The 17099-nt window shown below is 70.8% G+C and carries 13 protein-coding genes; 9 read left to right on the top strand and 4 right to left on the bottom strand.

Annotated features, from left to right (window positions below; translation table 11 throughout):
* Window positions 1-71: 71 nt before the first annotated feature.
* From ACZ7CF_RS04705 to ACZ7CF_RS04685, 5 genes are all read left to right on the top strand, one after another.
* The gene (locus tag ACZ7CF_RS04705) at window positions 72-842 is read left to right on the top strand and encodes an IclR family transcriptional regulator (RefSeq protein WP_458433617.1); all 771 of its coding nucleotides are present in this window, start codon (window positions 72-74) and stop codon (window positions 840-842) included.
* Between the two features lie 191 nt (window positions 843-1033).
* Window positions 1034-3397, top strand: coding sequence for a GcvT family protein (locus tag ACZ7CF_RS04700; protein ID WP_470368835.1), 2364 nt, complete (start codon window positions 1034-1036; stop codon window positions 3395-3397).
* Window positions 3394-4494, top strand: a complete 1101-nt coding sequence (gene solA / locus ACZ7CF_RS04695) for an N-methyl-L-tryptophan oxidase (protein ID WP_470368834.1) — start codon at window positions 3394-3396, stop codon at window positions 4492-4494. Before ACZ7CF_RS04700 ends, solA begins: the two co-directional genes overlap by 4 nt.
* Window positions 4491-5603, top strand: a complete 1113-nt coding sequence (locus ACZ7CF_RS04690) for an aromatic ring-hydroxylating oxygenase subunit alpha (protein ID WP_470368833.1) — start codon at window positions 4491-4493, stop codon at window positions 5601-5603. Before solA ends, ACZ7CF_RS04690 begins: the two co-directional genes overlap by 4 nt.
* A gap of 43 nt (window positions 5604-5646) precedes the next feature.
* Complete coding sequence (locus ACZ7CF_RS04685; RefSeq protein ID WP_458434456.1) at window positions 5647-5958, top strand: hypothetical protein; 312 nt, start codon at window positions 5647-5649, stop codon at window positions 5956-5958.
* 117 nt (window positions 5959-6075) lie between these two features.
* Here the strand turns inward: ACZ7CF_RS04685 and secA2 are convergent, their stop codons facing one another.
* The 3 genes from secA2 to ACZ7CF_RS04670 all read right to left on the bottom strand — a co-directional run bounded on the left by secA2 (window position 6076) and on the right by ACZ7CF_RS04670 (window position 12691).
* Entirely contained in the window at window positions 6076-8361 is a 2286-nt protein-coding gene (gene secA2, locus ACZ7CF_RS04680) for an accessory Sec system translocase SecA2 (RefSeq protein ID WP_360398994.1), read from the bottom strand.
* A 95-nt stretch (window positions 8362-8456) separates the two neighbouring features.
* Window positions 8457-9755, bottom strand: a complete 1299-nt coding sequence (locus ACZ7CF_RS04675) for an MFS transporter (RefSeq protein WP_360398991.1) — start codon at window positions 9753-9755, stop codon at window positions 8457-8459.
* 11 nt (window positions 9756-9766) lie between these two features.
* The gene (locus ACZ7CF_RS04670) at window positions 9767-12691 is read right to left on the bottom strand and encodes a carboxyl transferase domain-containing protein (protein WP_470368832.1); all 2925 of its coding nucleotides are present in this window, start codon (window positions 12689-12691) and stop codon (window positions 9767-9769) included.
* A 179-nt stretch (window positions 12692-12870) separates the two neighbouring features.
* On the opposite strand from ACZ7CF_RS04670, the gene ACZ7CF_RS04665 reads away from it, so the two are divergent.
* Both ACZ7CF_RS04665 and ACZ7CF_RS04660 read left to right on the top strand, forming a co-directional pair.
* Complete coding sequence (locus tag ACZ7CF_RS04665) at window positions 12871-13650, top strand: sporulation protein (RefSeq protein WP_470368831.1); 780 nt, start codon at window positions 12871-12873, stop codon at window positions 13648-13650.
* A gap of 105 nt (window positions 13651-13755) precedes the next feature.
* Window positions 13756-14028, top strand: coding sequence for a GlsB/YeaQ/YmgE family stress response membrane protein (locus tag ACZ7CF_RS04660; protein WP_360399276.1), 273 nt, complete (start codon window positions 13756-13758; stop codon window positions 14026-14028).
* Here ACZ7CF_RS04660 and ACZ7CF_RS04655 read toward each other — a convergent pair.
* Window positions 14021-14644, bottom strand: a complete 624-nt coding sequence (locus ACZ7CF_RS04655; RefSeq protein ID WP_360398982.1) for a TetR/AcrR family transcriptional regulator — start codon at window positions 14642-14644, stop codon at window positions 14021-14023. The two genes, ACZ7CF_RS04660 and ACZ7CF_RS04655, sit on opposite strands and share 8 nt — an antisense overlap.
* Window positions 14645-14738: 94 nt before the next feature.
* Here ACZ7CF_RS04655 and ACZ7CF_RS04650 point away from each other — a divergent pair, with 94 nt between their 5' ends.
* Both ACZ7CF_RS04650 and ACZ7CF_RS04645 read left to right on the top strand, forming a co-directional pair.
* Window positions 14739-15884 carry an acyl-CoA dehydrogenase family protein gene (locus ACZ7CF_RS04650; RefSeq protein WP_360399273.1) on the top strand — a complete coding sequence of 382 codons (1146 nt, stop codon included), beginning with the start codon at window positions 14739-14741 and terminating at the stop codon, window positions 15882-15884.
* Between the two features lie 11 nt (window positions 15885-15895).
* The gene (locus ACZ7CF_RS04645) at window positions 15896-17092 is read left to right on the top strand and encodes an acetyl-CoA C-acetyltransferase (protein WP_470368830.1); all 1197 of its coding nucleotides are present in this window, start codon (window positions 15896-15898) and stop codon (window positions 17090-17092) included.
* Window positions 17093-17099: the final 7 nt, after the last annotated feature.

The following is a 17099-nucleotide window of genomic DNA, read 5'->3' as shown; positions in this document are numbered from 1 at the left end:
CAATGTCCGGCTCCGCCGACTCGCCGTCAAGAGTTCGGCCGGGTGTTTTGCTTCCCGGTTACTGTTGCGCGATGGGCAACTCCGACTCGGCAGCTCAGGTGCAGTCCGTCGACCGGGCGATCAGCGTGCTGGAGCTGCTGGCCCAGGGCGAGGCCGGGATCACCGAGATCGCGGGTGAGCTGGGCGTGCACAAGTCCACGGTGTCGAGGCTCGTCTCCGTCCTGGAGGCCCGCGGACTGGTCGAGCAGCTGGGGGAACGCGGCAAGTATGCGATCGGTTTCGGCGTGGTCCGGCTCGCGGGCGCCGCCACCGGCCGGATGGACCTCACCAAGCTCGGCCAGCCCGTCTGCCAGGCCCTCGCCGACGAGCTCGGCGAGACCGTGAACATCGCCGTGCACGACGCCGGCGTCGCCATCAACACCACCCAGGCCCGCGGTTCCGCCGCCGTCTCGGCGGTGAACTGGATCGGCCGGCGGACCCCGTTGCACGCCACCTCGTCCGGCAAGGTCCTCCTGGCCCACCTGCCGGAGGCCGAGCGCACGCGGCTGGCCGCGCAGGACCTCGACCCCTACACCGAGAACACCGTGGTCGACCCCGTTCGCCTGCTGGCCGAGCTCGACGAGGTCGCACGGCAGGGGTTCGCGGTGTGCTTCGAGGAGCTGGAGCTCGGCCTGCACGCGGTCGCGGTCCCGGTGCGCGGCCACCGCGGCGAGGTGGTCGCGGCGATGAGCGCGTCCGGGCCGTCGTACCGGTTGTCGCGGCACCGGGTGCGGGAGATCGTCCCGACGATGTCGGCGGCCGCGGCCGGTCTGTCGGCGCAGCTCGGCTACTTCGCGGGCTGAGCGGGCCCGTAAGCGTTCGGCGTGGGTGCCGCGCCAACCGAGGTCAACAGCACCGCTGCCGCCCGTTTTCACGGTCCGGCACACGCCCGCGGCACGAACGGCGGTATTGACAGGCGGTCCCGCTGGCCGCAGCTTGTTGCATATAGCGGAACGAGTTCTGTGACGCGCAACAGCGGCGAAGGGGTGTCCTGATGCCTGGTGCAGTGCCTCGCGTGGTGCTCGTGGGGGCGGGGATCGTCGGGTGCGCGCTCGCCGACGAGCTCACCGAACGCGGTTTCACCGACGTCACGGTCCTCGACCAGGCGGACGGGCCCGCGGCGGGCGGGTCCAGTGGCCACGCACCGGGCCTGGTGTTCCAGACGAACCCCTGCCGCAGCATGACCGCGTTCGCCCGCTACACGGTCGAGAAGTACACCGCGCTGGGCTGCTTCGACCAGGTCGGCGGCCTGGAGATCGCCACGACCCCCGAGCGGCTCGCCGACCTGTCCCGCCGGCACGGCTGGGCCACGGCGTGGGGCGTGCCGAGCCGGCTCGTCGACGCCGGCGAGGTGGCGCGCCTGCACCCGTTGCTCGACCACGACCAGGTCCTCGGCGGCTTCCTGATCCCGGGCGACGGTCTCGCGAGACCCGTTGCCGCCGCCGAGGTGCAGGCGCGGAGGGCGGTCGAGCGGGGCGCGCGGTTCGAGTACGGGCAGCGGGTCGTCGCCGTCGAGACCTCCGGCGACCGGGTGACCGCGGTGCGGACCGAGAGCGGCACCTTCCCGGCCGACGTCGTGGTGTCGTGCGCCGGGATGTGGGGGCCGGTGCTGGGGGAGATGGTCGGGCTGACCGTCCCGCTCGTGCCGATGGCGCACCAGTACGCCTTCACCGGTGAGCTGGCCGCCGACCCGCGGGCATTGGCGCGGCAGCCGATCCTGCGGCACCAAGAGGCCGACCTGTACTTCCGCTCGCACGGCCGGGCGCTGGGCATCGGGGCCTACGGGCACCGGCCCATGCCGATCGCCGCCGGGGACATCACCGGCTCGGAGCTGCCGTTCACCGAGGAGGACTTCGCGCCGTCGTGGGAGGCCGCGGTCGAGCTGTTCCCGGCACTGGCCGAGGCGGGGGTCCAGCGCGGGTTCAACGGGCTGTTCTCGTTCACCAGCGACGGGATGCCGCTGCTGGGGGAGCACCCGCGGGTGCGCGGGTTCTGGGTCGCGGAGGCGGTGTGGATCACGCACTCGGCCGGGGTGGCGCGGTCGGTGGCCGAGTGGATCGTCGACGGGCAGCCGCGGCTCGACCTGCACGCCAGCGACCTCGGCCGGTTCGAACAGGTGCAGCTGGCGCCGGACTACGTGCTGGAGCGCAGCTGCCGGAACTTCACCGAGGTCTACGACGTGCTGCACCCGCTGCAGCCCGTGGAGAGCCCCCGGCCGCTGCGGACGAGCCCCTTCTACGCGCGGCACCGGGAGCTGGGCGCGTTCTTCCTCGAAGCCGCCGGCTGGGAGCGGCCGCACTGGTTCGAGGCCAACGCGGACCTGCCCGAGGTCGCGGAGGTCCCGGAGCGCGGCGAGTGGGCGAGCCGGTACTGGTCGCCGATCTGCGGCGCCGAGGCCCTGGTGACGCGCAGGCGCGTGGCGATGTTCGACATGACCCCGTTGAAGCGGCTGGAGGTCAGCGGGCCGGGCGCGCTGGAGTTCCTGCAGCGCATGACGACCAACAACCTCCGGCGCAAACCGGGCGCAGTCGTGTACACGTTGCTGCTCGACGAGACCGGCGGTGTGCGCAGCGACCTCACGGTCGCGCGGCTCGACGAGACCACCTTCCAGGTCGGCGCCAACGGCAACCTCGACCTGGCGTGGCTCACCCGGCACGCACCGGACGACGTCCACGTCCGGGACATCACGGCGGGAACGTGCTGCATCGGCCTGTGGGGACCCAGGGCACGCGACCTGCTCAACGGCGTCGCGCACACGCTCGACACCGGGAAGGGCTACTTCACCGCGCAACGGGGGTTCGTCAAGAACGTGCCGGTGACCGCGCTGCGACTGTCCTATGTGGGCGAACTGGGCTGGGAGCTGTACACGACGGCCGACCTCGGCGTGACGCTGTGGGACACGCTGTGGGAGGCGGGGCGGGAGCACGGCGTGATCGCGGCCGGGCGCGGGGCGTTCGCGAGCCTGCGGCTGGAGAAGGGCTACCGGTCGTGGGGCACCGACGTCACCGACGAGCACGACCCGTTCGAGGCGGGCCTCGGGTTCGCGGTGCGCGAGGACGAGGACTTCCTCGGCAAGGAGGCGCTCGGGAAGCGTTCCAGCGACCGGAAGCTCACGTGTCTCGCGATCGACGACCCGCACCAGGTCGTCATGGGCAGCGAGCCGGTGTTCCACGGCGGTGAGCCGGTCGGGTACGTCACGAGCGCGGCCTACGGGTACACGACGGGCGTCAACATCGCCTACGCGTGGCTGCCCGAGGGCGTCGGCGAGGTCGAGATCGAGTACTTCGGCTCCAGGGTGCGCGCGCGGCCGGTGCCGGAGCCGCTGTTCGACCCCGGGATGAAGCGGCTGCGCGGGTGAGCGGCACCTACGACGTCGTCGTGGTCGGGCTCGGCGGCATGGGCAGCGCCGCGGCCTGGCACCTGGCCCGGCGCGGACTCCGGGTGCTGGGGCTCGAGCAGTTCACGCCCGTGCACGCACTGGGCTCCAGCCACGGCGAGTCGCGGATCACGCGGCAGGCCTACTTCGAGGACCCGGCCTACGTCCCGTTGCTGCTGCGCGCGCACGAGCTGTGGGACCGGGTCGAGCACGACAGCGGGCAGCGGATCTTCCACCGGGTCGGCGGCGTCCTCGTCGGCGCACCGGACAGCCGCACCGTCGCGGGCAGCCGGCGCAGCGCCGAGCAGTACGGCCTGCGGCACGAGGTGCTGGACGCGCACGACATCCGCCGGCGCTTCCCGGTGATGCGGCCACACCCGCACGAGGTCGCGCTGCACGAACCCGGAGCGGGCTACGTCGTGCCGGAGAGCGCCGTGCGCGCCCACCTCGACCTCGCCGCACGGGCGGGCGCCGAGCTGCGCTTCGCGGAACCGGTGACCCGCTGGGAGGCCGGCCGCGTCACCACCGCGAAGGGCACCTACGAGACCGGTCACGTCGTCCTCGCACCGGGACCGTGGGCGCCGCGGCTGCTGGCGCACCTGGGCGTCACGTTCGAGGTCGAACGACAGGTGCAGCACTTCTTCCGCCCCACCGCGGACCTCCGCGACCACCCCACCTACATCTGGGAACGCGCCGGCCGCACGTTCTACGGCTTCCCCGAACGCGGCGGCACCGTCAAGGTCGCCATCTACGGCGAAGGCCGGTCCTGCACACCGGAGACCATCGACCGCACCGTCCACGACCACGAGGTCGAGGCGGCCAGGGCGCTGGTCGCCGACCGCATGCCCGGTGTCACCGGCACCTTCGACCGGGCGTCCACCTGCATGTTCACCAACACCGCCGACGGCCACTTCGTGATCGCGCGCCAAGGCGGCGTCACGGTGGCGTGCGGGTTCTCCGGGCACGGCTTCAAGTTCGTGCCGGTGGTCGGCGAGATCGTCGCCGACCTCGCAGCCGAGGGTGCGACGAGGCACCCGATCGCCCTGTTCGACCCGGCGCGTCTGAGAGGCGGAGCATGACCGGCAGCCTGATCCCCACGCTGGAGGGCCGCTACTACACCGATCCCGCGATCTTCGAACGGGAACAGGCGGCCATCTTCGAGCGCATGTGGTTCTGCGCGGTCCGCGCGGCCGACCTCCCGGACGCCGGCGACTTCCGCACGGTGCAGGTCGGACGGGAGAGCGTGCTCGTCGCACGCGACCGCCGCGGTGCGCTCAACGCGTTCCTCAACGTGTGCCGCCACCGCGGCGCGCGCATCTGCGTCGAGGAGGCCGGCAGCGTCAAACGCGCGTTCCAGTGCCCGTACCACGCCTGGACCTACGCGTTGGACGGAAACCTGATCGCCGCACCCAACCTCACCTCAATGCCCGACGTCGATCGCGTTGCGTATGGACTGACGAAGGTGCATTTGCGCGAATGGCTCGGCTACGTGTGGGTGAACCTTTCGGACAGTCCTCCGAGGTTCGAGGACGACGTGCTGAGCGCGGTGACCGAACGTTTGGGGTCACTCGACGCCATCGACGGCTACGAGGTCGACCGGTTGTCCGTGGGCAGGCGGATCGTCTACGACGTCAAGGCCAACTGGAAGCTGATCATCGAGAACTTCATGGAGTGCTACCACTGCGCGACCATCCACCCCGAGCTGACCGAGGTGCTGCCCGAGTTCGCCGACGGCTACGCGGCGCAGTACTACGTCGGCCACGGCGCCGAGTTCGGCGAGGACGTCCAGGGGTTCACCGTCGACGGTGGTGAGGGCTTCGCAAGGCTTGCGGCGCTGGAGGAGGAACGCGACCGGAAGTACTACGCCATCACCGTCAAGCCGCAGGTCTTCGTGAACCTCGTGCCGGACCACGTGATCGTGCACCGCATGTACCCGGTGGCCGCGGACCGGACGGTCGTGGAGTGCGATTGGCTCTACGCCAAGGAAGTCGTCGCCACCGGCCGTGACGTCTCCCGCTCGGTCGAGCTGTTCCACCGGGTGAACGAGCAGGACTTCGAAGCCTGCGAGCGATGCCAGCCCGCCATGGCCTCGAAGGCCTACGCGCAGGGCGGAGTGCTGGTGCCCTCCGAGCACCACATCGGCGACTTCCACGCCTGGCTCCTCCGCAAACTGGAATCAGCCGACTAGGGGATCGACTGGTCACCCGTGCACGCGAAAGCTTGCACGGGTGATGGAGCAGACGGACTTCTTGCCCCCCAACGGGGAGCACGATCTCCTCCGCCGCATCCGCCAACTGGCCGAGCGAGCGGAACGGACGGCGCACAACAGGTCCAACTTCGTGGGACCACCGCCGTCGCAGGAGCACCTCGACATCCTCGCGGAGATCAGGACGCTCTCCGAGGAGATGACGACGGCGAGCAGGAGCACGGCCGCGCCCGCGGTGGCGGCCAGACCCGCGGCCACCCCGGCGAGGGCGGTCACGCGGGCCGAGGAACTGCCCAGGCCCGCCAGGGCGGCCGACGACCTGCTGCCCAGATCGTGACGATCGGACCGGCACGGTCGAGCCGCGATGATCGGACCGCGACGGTCGAGCCGCGACCGTCGGACCGTCACGGCCGGGCAGCGACGGTCCTGCTCGTGACGGTCCGGCCCGTGACGGTCAGCGCCGCTGGCCGCGCACCATCTTGACCAGACCCTTCATCGTCTCCTCCAGCCCGGAGCCGAACGGGTTGTCGTGCACCAGGTACGTCCACGTCGAGCTGGGGCGCTTCACCCCGGCGTCGGCGAGGTCGTAGCCGTCGTCGGTGATCTTCGCTGCCTCGTACTTCTCCTTCGCGAGCTCCCACGACTCCGGCACGATCTTGTTGAACGCCGGGATGGCCTCGCGGTGGAACTCGTCGAGCGGGTTCTGCCGCGCCAGCGCGCGCAGGTGGATGCCCTCGCGCAGGTCGGACAGGAACGTCAGGTGGTGCGTCCACAGGTCGTCGAGGAAGAACAGCGTGATCCCGCGCGCCGCCTCCGCCGCGATCTCGTCGGGCGCACCCTCCTTCTCGCCGAGCTTCTCGAACGCGGCGTCCGTGCGCAGCACCACGTCCCGGTGCTTGAGCAGCAGGTCGCGCTGGTGCTCGATCAGCTTGTTGTAGCGCCACGTGTTGCGGTGGATCTCCAGGTCCACGCCCTCGGCCACGCGCTGGGCGTGCTCGAAGGTGTGCAGCAGTCCCTTGTCGCGCACCCGGCCGTCGGTGTCCACTTCGGACGGGTCCTCGGCGTCGGGCGCGTACTGGGTGATGAGGTCGTCCTGCAGTGACGAGAAGAACACCGAGCCACCGGGGTCGCCCTGGCGTCCGGCGCGGCCGCGCAGCTGGTCGTCGAGGCGGGAGGACGAGTGCCGGCCGGTGCCGACCACGTACAGGCCGCCCAGCTCGGCGATGCGGTCGTGGTCCTCGCCCTCGTGGCCGCCCAGGCGGATGTCGGTGCCGCGACCGGCCATCTGCGTGGACACGGTGATGCGCCCGAACGAGCCGGCGTCGGCGATGATCGCCGCCTCCTCGGCGTCGTTCTTCGCGTTCAGCACCACGCACTCGAGCCCGGCCTTGCGCAGCTTCGTGGAGATCCGCTCCGACTCGGCGACGTCGAGCGTGCCGACGAGGATCGGGCGCCCGCTCTCGTGCGCGGTCTTGATCTCCTCGACGATCGCGGCTTCCTTCTGCTCCAGCGTCGCGTAGAGGCGGAAGTGCTCGTCCTCGCGGATGTTCTCCTTGTTCGGCGGGATCACGAGGACCTCGAGCGAGTAGAACTCGCGCAGGGTCTCCGCGACCGCCACGGCCGTGCCGGTCATGCCGCACCGCGTCGGGTACCGCGACAGCAGCGCCTGCACGGTCATCGAGTCGAGGATCTCGCCCGACTCGGTCGTCTGCACGTTCTCCTTGGCCTCGACCGCGGCCTGCAGGCCGTCCGGCCACCGCTGCAGCTTCGCGACGCGGCCGCGGGTGTCGTTGATCAGGTGCACCTTGCCGTCGCGCACGATGTAGTCGACGTCGCGGTGCAGCAGGACCTGCGCGTGCAGGGCCACGTTGACCTTCGACAGCGTCGAGGTGACGTGCTCCTGCGAGTACAGGTCGATCTCGCCCAGCGCGCGCTCGACGGCCTCGGAGCCCGCGCCGGTGAGGAAGACGTTGCGCTCCTCGTCGTCGATCTCGTAGTGCAGGTTCTGCCGCAGCCGCTTCACCAGGTCGGCGATCACCGGGTCGGCGGCCTCCGCGCTGGTCGAACCGGCCAGCACGAGCGGCACGCGGGCCTCGTCGACGAGCACCGAGTCGGCCTCGTCGATCAGCGCGACCTCGGGCTCGGGGACGATCAGGTCCTCCGGCCGGGTGGCGATGCGGTCGCGCAGGATGTCGAACCCGATCTCGCTGACCGGTGCGTACGTGACCTCGCACTGGTAGGCGTCGCGCCGCTCCTCGTGCTTGGAGCTGCCATTGAGCCACCCGGCGCTGACGCCGAGCAGCCGGTACAGCGGCCCCATCCACTCGGCGTCGCGCTGGGCCAGGTAGTCGTTGACGCTGACCACGTGGACGCGCTTGCCCTTGATCGCGAACCCGGCCGCGGCCATGGCGCCGGCGAGCGTCTTGCCCTCACCGGTGGCCATCTCGACGACGAGGCCGTTGAGCAGGCCCAGCGCGCCCAGCACCTGCACGTCGAACGGCCGCTGCCCGATGGCGCGGTCCGCGGCCTCCCTGGTCAGCGCGACCAGCTCGGTGTCGGTGCACTCCTCGCGCAGCTTCACGGCGTGGGCCGTCAGCTCCTCGTCGCTGAACGCCTTGAACGCCTCGGCGTGTTTGTCCACGTCAGCGAGCCGGGCCGAGAACGGTGCGAGGTCGATCGACGCCGGTTTCTGCGCGAACCGGCGCATCCGCTGCTTGAAGCGCGCCATGAGAGTGGTCACGACGCAGCAACGTACGGCATTGCCGCGAGGTTCCGCAGAGGTCTTGACTGTGAAGGCCCGGATTGTCGGGTTCATCCGGGCCTCCACAGCCGTGATCAGGCCTGTTCCGGTTGGTGCGTCTCCGGCAGCCGCAGCACCGACACCAGTGTCACCACCGCCATGAGCAGCAGGAACGCCGACACCGACAGCGAGGTCCCGGTCGCGCCCAGCAGCGCCGTCATGATGACCGGCGTACCGCCGCTGACCAGGATCGACGCCAGCTGGTAGGCCAGCGACGCGCCCGAGTAGCGGACCTCGGGCGCGAACAGCTCACCCAGGTAGGCGGCGATCGGCCCGTAGACCAGCGAGGTCGCGATGCCGCCGACGGTCGTGGCCACGAACATCCACAGCAGCGAGCCCGTGTCGACCAGCAGGAAGTACGGGAACGCCCAGACGAGCATGCCGACCGTGCCCGCGATGATCAGCGGTCGGCGGCCCAGCCGGTCCGACAGCGCACCGGCGTAGAGGATCACCGGGATGCCGACGAGCGAGGACAGCAGGCTCACCATCAGCACGGACTCGCGCGCCAGCCCCAGCGTCGTGGTCGCGTACGACAGCACGCCCGCGATCGAGACGTAGAAGATGGCGTTCGAGGCGAACATCAGGCCGGCGCCGAGCAGGATCTGCCTGCGGTGCGAGCGCAGGGCCTCCTTCAGGGGAGCGTGGACGACGGCGGGACCGGCGGCGCGGCGTTGCTGCAGCTCGCGGAACACCGGGCTGTCCTCGACCTTGAGCTGGATGAACAGCACGACCGGGAACAGCAGGGCGCTCGCGAGGAACGGCACGCGCCAGCCCCACGAGGCGAACGCCTCCTGGCTCATCGTCGTGGTGGCGGCGATGAAGGCGACGTTGCCGAGGAACACGCCGATCGGCACACCGGCCTGCCCGAACGTGCCCGCGAACCCGCGGCGGCGCGGTCCTGCGGACTCGGTGAGCAGCAGGACGACACCGCCCCACTGGCCGCCGACGGCGATGCCCTGCAGGAACCGCAGCACGACGAGCAGCAGGGGAGCGCCGACGCCGATGCTGGCCGAGGTCGGCAGCAGGCCGATCAGGAACGTGGCACCGGCCATCATGGCGAGGCAGATGACCAGCGCCGGCTTGCGGCCGAACCGGTCACCGACGTGCCCGAAGACCAGGCCGCCGATGGGGCGGGCGACGAAGCCCGCCCAGAAGGTGCTGAACGACAGCAGCAGCGCGACCAGCGGCGTCGCTTCCGGGAAGAACAGCTTCGGGAAGACGAGCGCTGCCGCGGTCGCGTAGATGAAGAAGTCGTACCACTCGATGCTGGATCCGGCCAGACCGGCTGCCATGAGCCTGCGCAAGGTCTTCTGTTCCGGGGCGACACTGACCACGGGGGTGCTCCTCACCAGGTGTCCACGAACGGGCGTTTCTTCCCTTGGGGGCGGGAAGCTGAGGGGGCGAGCGCCGTCGCGACCCACCGGCGGGTGTCCGCGGGGTCGATCACGTCGTCGATCTCGAAGACCGACGCGACGTTGAGCGCTTTGCCGTGTTCGTACGCCGCCGCGACCATGTGGTCGTAGCGCGCGGCGCGTTCCTGCGGGTCCTCGATGGCGTCGAGCTCGCGCCTGAACCCGAGCTTCACCGCCCCTTCGAGGCCCATGGGGCCGAACTCACCGGTGGGCCAGGAGACGGCGAACTGGGGGACCTTGAGGCTGCCGGCGGCCATGGCCTGGGCACCGAGCCCGTAGGCCTTGCGGGTCACGACGAGTCCGAAGGGGACGGACAGGTTCGCGCCCGTGACGACCATGCGGGTGAGGTGCCGGACGGTGGCGGTGCGCTCGGCGTCCGGGCCGACCATGAAGCCGGGGGTGTCGCAGAGGCTCACGACGGCGAGGTCGAACGCGTCGCACAGCTGCAGGAAGCGGGCGGCCTTGTCGGCGGCGTCGGCGTCGATGGCGCCACCGAGGACGTGCGGGTCGTTGGCGATGACGCCGAGCGGACGGCCCTCGACGCGGACGAGCGCGGTGACGACGCCCCTGCCGAAGCCCCTGCGCAGTTCCAGGACGGAGCCGGTGTCGGCGAGGGTGTCGATGATCGGGCGCACGTCGTAGGCGCGCAGGCGGTTCTCCGGGACGGCGTGGCGCAGCAGGCGCTGGTCCGCGCACTCCCACGACGACTGGTGCCCCTGGAAGTACGAGAGGTACTGGCGGGCCACGGCAACGGCTTCTTCTTCGGAGCCGACCACGACGTCAACGACACCGTTGGGCACCTGCACGTCCAACGGCCCGATGTCCTCCGGGCGGAACGTGCCGAGCCCGCCGCCCTCGATCATCGCCGGGCCGCCCATGCCGATGTTCGCGCCCTCGACCGCGATGATCACGTCGCACGTGCCCAGCAGCACCGCGTTGCCGGCGAAGCACCGCCCCGCGACCACGCCCACCAGCGGCACCTGGCCGCTCAGCTGCGCGAACGCGTGGAACGAGCCGCAGTCGAGCCCGCTGACCATGCTGTGGTCGGTGTCGCCGGGCCGCCCGCCACCGCCTTCGGCGAACAGCACCACCGGCAGGTTCTCCTGCCGTGCCAACGCGAAGAGCCGGTCTTTCTTCTGGTGGTTGCGCAGGCCCTGGGTACCGGCGAGCACCGCGTAGTCGTACGACATCGCCACGATCCGCTGCCCGTTCACGACACCGATGCCGGCCACCATGCCGTCGGCGGGCGTGCGTTCGATGAGCTCGGGCAACGACCGGCGCGCGCGTTGGGCGGCGATCGCCAGACCGCCGTACTCGACGAAGTCCGTGCAGAGGTCGGCGATGTTCTCCCGTGCGGTGCGGCCACCGGCCGCGTGCCGCCGTGCCGCGGACTCGGGCCGGTCGAAGGAGTGCCGGTGCAGCACCTCGGCCAGGTCGGGCCGGACCTCCGCCGGGTCAGCCGGTGCGGCGTCCTCAGCGGACTCACCGGCGCCGGAGGCGAGCGGCTGACCGGCGGCGACCGTGTCCCCGACGGCGACCAGCACCTCGCCGGACACGCGCACGACGTGCTGCATCTTCATCGCTTCGAGCACGACGGAGTCCGCCGCCACCGCGACCACGGTCCCCGCCAGCGGGGCCCGCATGCCATCGGCCGGTTCCTCGACGAGGAAGTCGGTCGGCACGCCGACGACGTCGCGGGTCAGCAGCGTCCGCAGGAACTCCAGGTTGGTCGGGACGCCCTCGACCCGGAACTCGCCCAGCGCCCGCCGTGCACGGGTGAGCGCCACGCCCAGGTCCTCGCCGTGCACCACGAGCTTCGCGAGCAGCCCGTCGTAGCGCGTCCCGACCCGGTAGCCGGGGTAGGCGTGCGTGTCGACCCGGATGCCCGGCCCGGACGGCGGCTGGAACACCGACAGCGTCCCGCCGGAGGTCTGGTTCACCCGCAGCTGCACGGCGCTGCCCCGGTCCAGCGGCGTGACGTCGACGTCGCCGCCCTGCGCCAGCAGCAGCTGGGTGCGCACGAGGTCCACTCCGGACACCACCTCGGTCACCGTGTGCTCGACCTGCAGCCGCGGGTTGACCTCCAGGAACGCGAACTCGTCGCCGGAGACCAGGAACTCCACCGTGCCGACGCCGGTGTACCCGGCGGCGGTGGCGATCGCGGCCGCCGCGGAGTGCAGCGCCCGGCGCAGCGCGGGGTCGAGCAGCGGCGCGGGGGCGATCTCGGCGACCTTCTGGTGCCGCAGCTGCAGCGAGCAGTCGCGGTCGCCGAGGACCGCGGTGCCGACCAGCTGCACCTCGATGTGCCGTGCGGAGGGCAGCAACCGTTCGAAGTAGACGTCGTCGTCGCCGAACGCCGCCAGCGCCTCCGCACGGCACGCCTCGATCGCGGCGTCGAGGTCCGCCGGGTCGTGCACCGCCCGCATGCCCTTGCCACCGCCGCCCGCGACGGCCTTCACCATCACCGGGAACTCGCCGGGCACCGCGTCCAGCACCGGGATGCCCAGCGACGCGGCCAGCTCGCGGGCCCGCCGCTTGTCGCCCAGCAGCTCCAGCACCTCCGGTGACGGCCCGACGAACGCGAGGCCGCGGTCCCGGCACGCCCGTGCGAACGCCGCGTTCTCCGACAGGAACCCCCAGCCGGGGTGCACGGCCCGGCAGCCCTCAGCGGCGTCGAGGAGCTGCTCGGCGTCCAGGTAGGGGGCCGGTCCACGCAGCGCGACGGCCCGGTCCGCGAGCGTCACGTGCAGCGACGACGCGTCGTCCTCGGCGTACACCGCCACGGTGCGGATTCCCAGGTCAGCGGCGGCGCGCAGGACGCGCACGGCGACCTCGCCCCGGTTGGCGACCAACAGCACTGCAACCTCCTGAGCGACCGCTTAGTATGTGACGGCGGTCGCATGTTGCCATCTGAGGTCAACAGAAGTCCACACGGAACCGATCGGGGGAATGGGACGTCCACGGAACGGTTCGGCGCGAACGGACGATCCAGCAGGCAGACTCGCCGCACAGGTGCGAAGGGCTTCAGGAGGCCGCAGTGGTGTTCAAGAGGATGATGCGCGCGTTCGGCGTGGGCGGGCCGACTGTCGACACGGTCCTGACCAACCCGAACGTCCGGCCGGGCGAGGTGCTGAGCGGCGAGGTCAGGATCGCCGGCGGCGACCACCCGGCCGAGATCGACCACGTGACGCTGGCGCTGCTCACCCGCGTCGAGGTCGAGAGCGGCGACAACGAGTACAACACCAACATGGAGTTCCACAAGTTCTCCGTGGGCCAGCGCATCCTGGCGCAGCCGCACCAGAACCTGTCGCTGCCGTTCCAGATCCCGGTGCCGGTCGAGTGCCCGCTGAACGTCGTCGGCGGCATGCAGCTCGCGGGCATGCAGCTGGGCCTGCGCACCGAGTTGGAGGTCCGCGGCGCGGTCGACCCCGGCGACCTCGACCCGATCTGGGTGCACCCGCTGCCCTCGCAGGACGTGGTGCTGCAGGCGTTCGGGCAGATGGGCTTCCGCTTCACCAAGGCCGACAACGAGCGCGGCCGCATCCACGGCGTGCCGCAGACGCTGCCGTTCTACCAGGAGATCGAGTTCTACCCGCCGCCGCAGTTCGCGGGCCGCCTCAAGCAGGTCGAGCTGACCTTCGTCACTACCCCGCAGCACCTGCACGTGATCCTGGAGGCCGACAAGCGCGCCGGTCTGCTGCGCGCCGGCGGCGACGCCTACGGCCGGTTCGCCGTCACGCACGAGCAGTCGGTGGGCACCGACTGGACCGCCACCATCGCCCAGTGGATGAGCCAGGTCTCCGGCAGCCGCTGGTAACCCGATAGGGCCGAAAGGCCCACCGCACTGCTCCTCGTGCTGCGGATCTCGGCGTCCGAAGGGATGATCGAAGGAGATCCGAACACCATCGAGGAGGAGGCGGTCATGACCATCGGCGGTGTCATCGGCGCGCTCGTCATCGGCCTGGTACTGGGCCTGCTCGGCAAGCTGTTCGCGCCGGGCAAGCAGAACATCCCGGTCTGGCTGACCATCCTGGTCGGCATCGCGGCCGCGTTCATCGGTTCGTGGATCGCGCGGCTGCTGGGCGTGGAGGACACGCCCGGCATCGACTGGATCGAGGTGATCGTGCAGATCGTGGTCGCCGCGATCGGCGTGTCGCTCGTGGCCGGGCTGTACGGCCGCAACAGGGTCAGCTAGCGGGCCTGAGCATCCGCAGGACGAGGTCGGCGTACAGCGCGCCGATCTCGTCCGGTGTGCGCCGCCCGCCCGGCTGGTACCACCGCGCGACGTCGATGCACAGCGACAGCACCGCGAGCGTCGCGCCCCGCGGGTCCGGCACGTCGAACACGCCCGCGTCGATGCCGTCGGAGATGAACGACCGCATCCGCCCGTCGATCTGCCTGCGCAGCTCCGCCACCTCCGCGTGGTGTTCCGGGGAGAGCGCGCCCAGCTCGTACTGCACCACGCGTGCCGTCGTGTGGAACTCCGCGTGCCACCCCGCGAACGCCGCGACCGCGTTCTGCAGCCGCTGCACCGGGTCGTCGCCGCGGATGCCCGACAGCAGCGCCAGCGACGTCTCGTGGCCGACCCGCGAGATGTTGAACAGCAGCTCTTCCTTGGACCGGTAGTGGATGTACACCGCGGCCGGCGACATCCCGGCCAGAGCGGCGATGTCCCTGGTGGTCGTGGCGTGGTATCCCTTGTCCGCGAACGCGTGCACGGCGGCGATGAGCATCCTGCGGGCGGCGTCCGGGGTGATCGAGCGCCACGTCTCGTCGAGCAGCGCGAAGCCCTCCAGGCCGGTCGTCGTCATCGGGCGCTCCTCGCGTGTTGACAGGTGATCGATCGTACTGCACGCTAAGCGTGCGCTTAGCGCTAAGCAACCGCTTAGTATGGAGGAGAAGATCGTGCAGCGGACGCTGTTCAACGAGGACCACGTCGCGTTCCGCGAGTCGGCGAAGGAGTTCGTCGACCGCACGATCGCGCCGAACGTCGAGAAGTTCATCGAGCAGCGGGTGATCGACCGCGACGTGTGGCTGGAGGCAGGCCGTCAGGGGCTGCTCGGCCTGGAGATCCCGGAGTCCTACGGCGGCAGCGGCGCGAACGACTACCGCTTCAACGCCGTGTTCGCCGAGGAGCTGTGCCGGGTCAACGCCGCCGTCGCGTCGTCGCTGGGCATCCACGGCGACGTCGTGGCCCCGTACCTGGTCGACCTGTGCACCGAGGAGCAGAAGCAGCGCTGGCTGCCCGGCATGTGCACCGGTGAGCTGAAGACCGGCATCGCGATGACCGAGCCGTCCGGCGGCTCCGACCTCGCCGCGCTGAAGACGAACGCCGTGCGCGACGGTGACGACTGGGTCCTCAACGGCTCCAAGACGTTCATCACCAACGGCTACACCGCCGACCTGATCGTCGTCGCTGCCCGCACCGACCCGGCCAAGGGCGCGCGCGGCATCACGCTGTTCGCCGTCGAGACCGGCATGCCCGGCTTCGAGCGCGGCCGCAAGCTCGACAAGGTCGGCCAGCACCCCTCCGACACCGCGGAGCTGTTCTTCTCCGACGTCCGGCTGCCCGCCGAGAACATGATCGGTGAGGAGGGCCAGGGCTTCATCTACATGATGGAACGCCTGCCGCAGGAGCGCATCGGCGCCGCCATCTCGAACCTCGCGCACGCCCAGGGCATCTTCGACGAGACCCTGGAGTACGTGAAGGAGCGCAAGGCGTTCGGGCAGGCGATCGGCAAGTTCCAGCACAACAAGTTCCTGCTCTCGGAGCTGCGCACCAAGCTCGACGTCACGCAGGCGTTCGTGGACAACCTGACGGTGCAGCACGTGCGCAAGGAGCTGACCGCGGTCGAGGCGGCGCAGGCGAAGTACTGGAGCGCCGACATCGAGAACGAGGTCATCGACGCCTGCGTGCAGCTGCACGGCGGCTACGGCTACATGACCGAGTACCGCGTCGCCCGCGCGTGGATGGACGCCCGCGTCACGAAGATCTGGGCGGGCTCCAACGAGATCATGAAGGAACTCATCGGCCGCGACCTGGGCCTGTAGGGGAGTGCGACATGGCTGAAGCCGTCATCGTTTCCACCGCCCGCTCGCCGATCGGCCGTGCGCGCAAGGGGTCGCTCGCCTCACTGCGGCCCGACGACCTCGCCGCGCAGGTGATCGCCGCGGCGCTGGCGAACGTCCCCGCCACCGAGATCACCGACCTGCACCTCGGGTGCGCCGAGCCGCAGGACGAGCACGGCCAGAACATCGCGCGGCGGGTGGCCGTGCAGCTCGGCCACGACACCCTGCCGGGAACGACGGTCAACCGGTTCTGCGCCTCCTCGGTGCAGACCGCGCGCATGGCGTTCCACGCGATCAAAGCGGGCGAGGGCCACGCGTTCATCTCCGCCGGCGTCGAGTGCGTCTCGCGGTACCTGCACTCCGGCGTGCCGTCGTCCAACCCGCTCTTCGACGAGGCGCAGCAGCGGACCCAGGACACCGCCGCGTCCAACGCCCCGTGGACCGACCCGCGGTCGGACGGCAAGCTGCCCGACTACTACATCGCGATGGGGCAGACCGCGGAGAACGTCGCCACGCAGCTGGGCATCTCCCGGCACGACCAGGACGAGTTCGCGGTCCGGTCGCAGAACCTCGCGGAGAAGGCCATCGCGGACGGGTTCTTCGCCCGCGAGATCACGCCGGTGACGCTGCCGGACGGCACCGTCGTGTCCACTGACGACGGTCCGCGCGCCGGCGTGACCTACGAGGCGGTGTCGGCGCTCAAGCCGTCGTTCCGCCCCGGGGGCACCGTCACCGCGGGCAACTGCTGCCCGCTCAACGACGGCGCCGCCGCGGTCGTGGTCATGAGCGACGTGCGGGCCCGTGAGCTCGGCCTGACCCCGTTGGCACGCATCGTGTCCACCGGTGTGTCCGGGCTTTCGCCGGAGATCATGGGCCTCGGACCGGTGGAAGCGACGCAGCAAGCGCTTGCGCACGCCGGTATGTCCATTTCGGACATCGACCTGGTGGAGATCAACGAGGCGTTCGCCGTGCAGGTGCTAGGCAGCCAGCGCGCACTGGGCATCGACCTCGACAGGCTGAACGTCCACGGCGGCGCCATCGCGCTGGGCCACCCGTTCGGCTCGACCGGCGCCCGGATCATGACCACGCTGATCAACGGCATGCAGGCCCGCGACGCCCAGTTCGGGCTGGAGACGATGTGCGTCGGCGGCGGCCAGGGCATGGCGATCGTCCTGGAACGACTGAGCTGAAGGGTTC

This window comes from Lentzea sp. NPDC036955 (genome assembly GCF_055608005.1).
The sequence above is the reverse complement of the archived record's forward strand: the minus strand, read 5'-3'. Positions and strand labels throughout refer to the sequence as shown.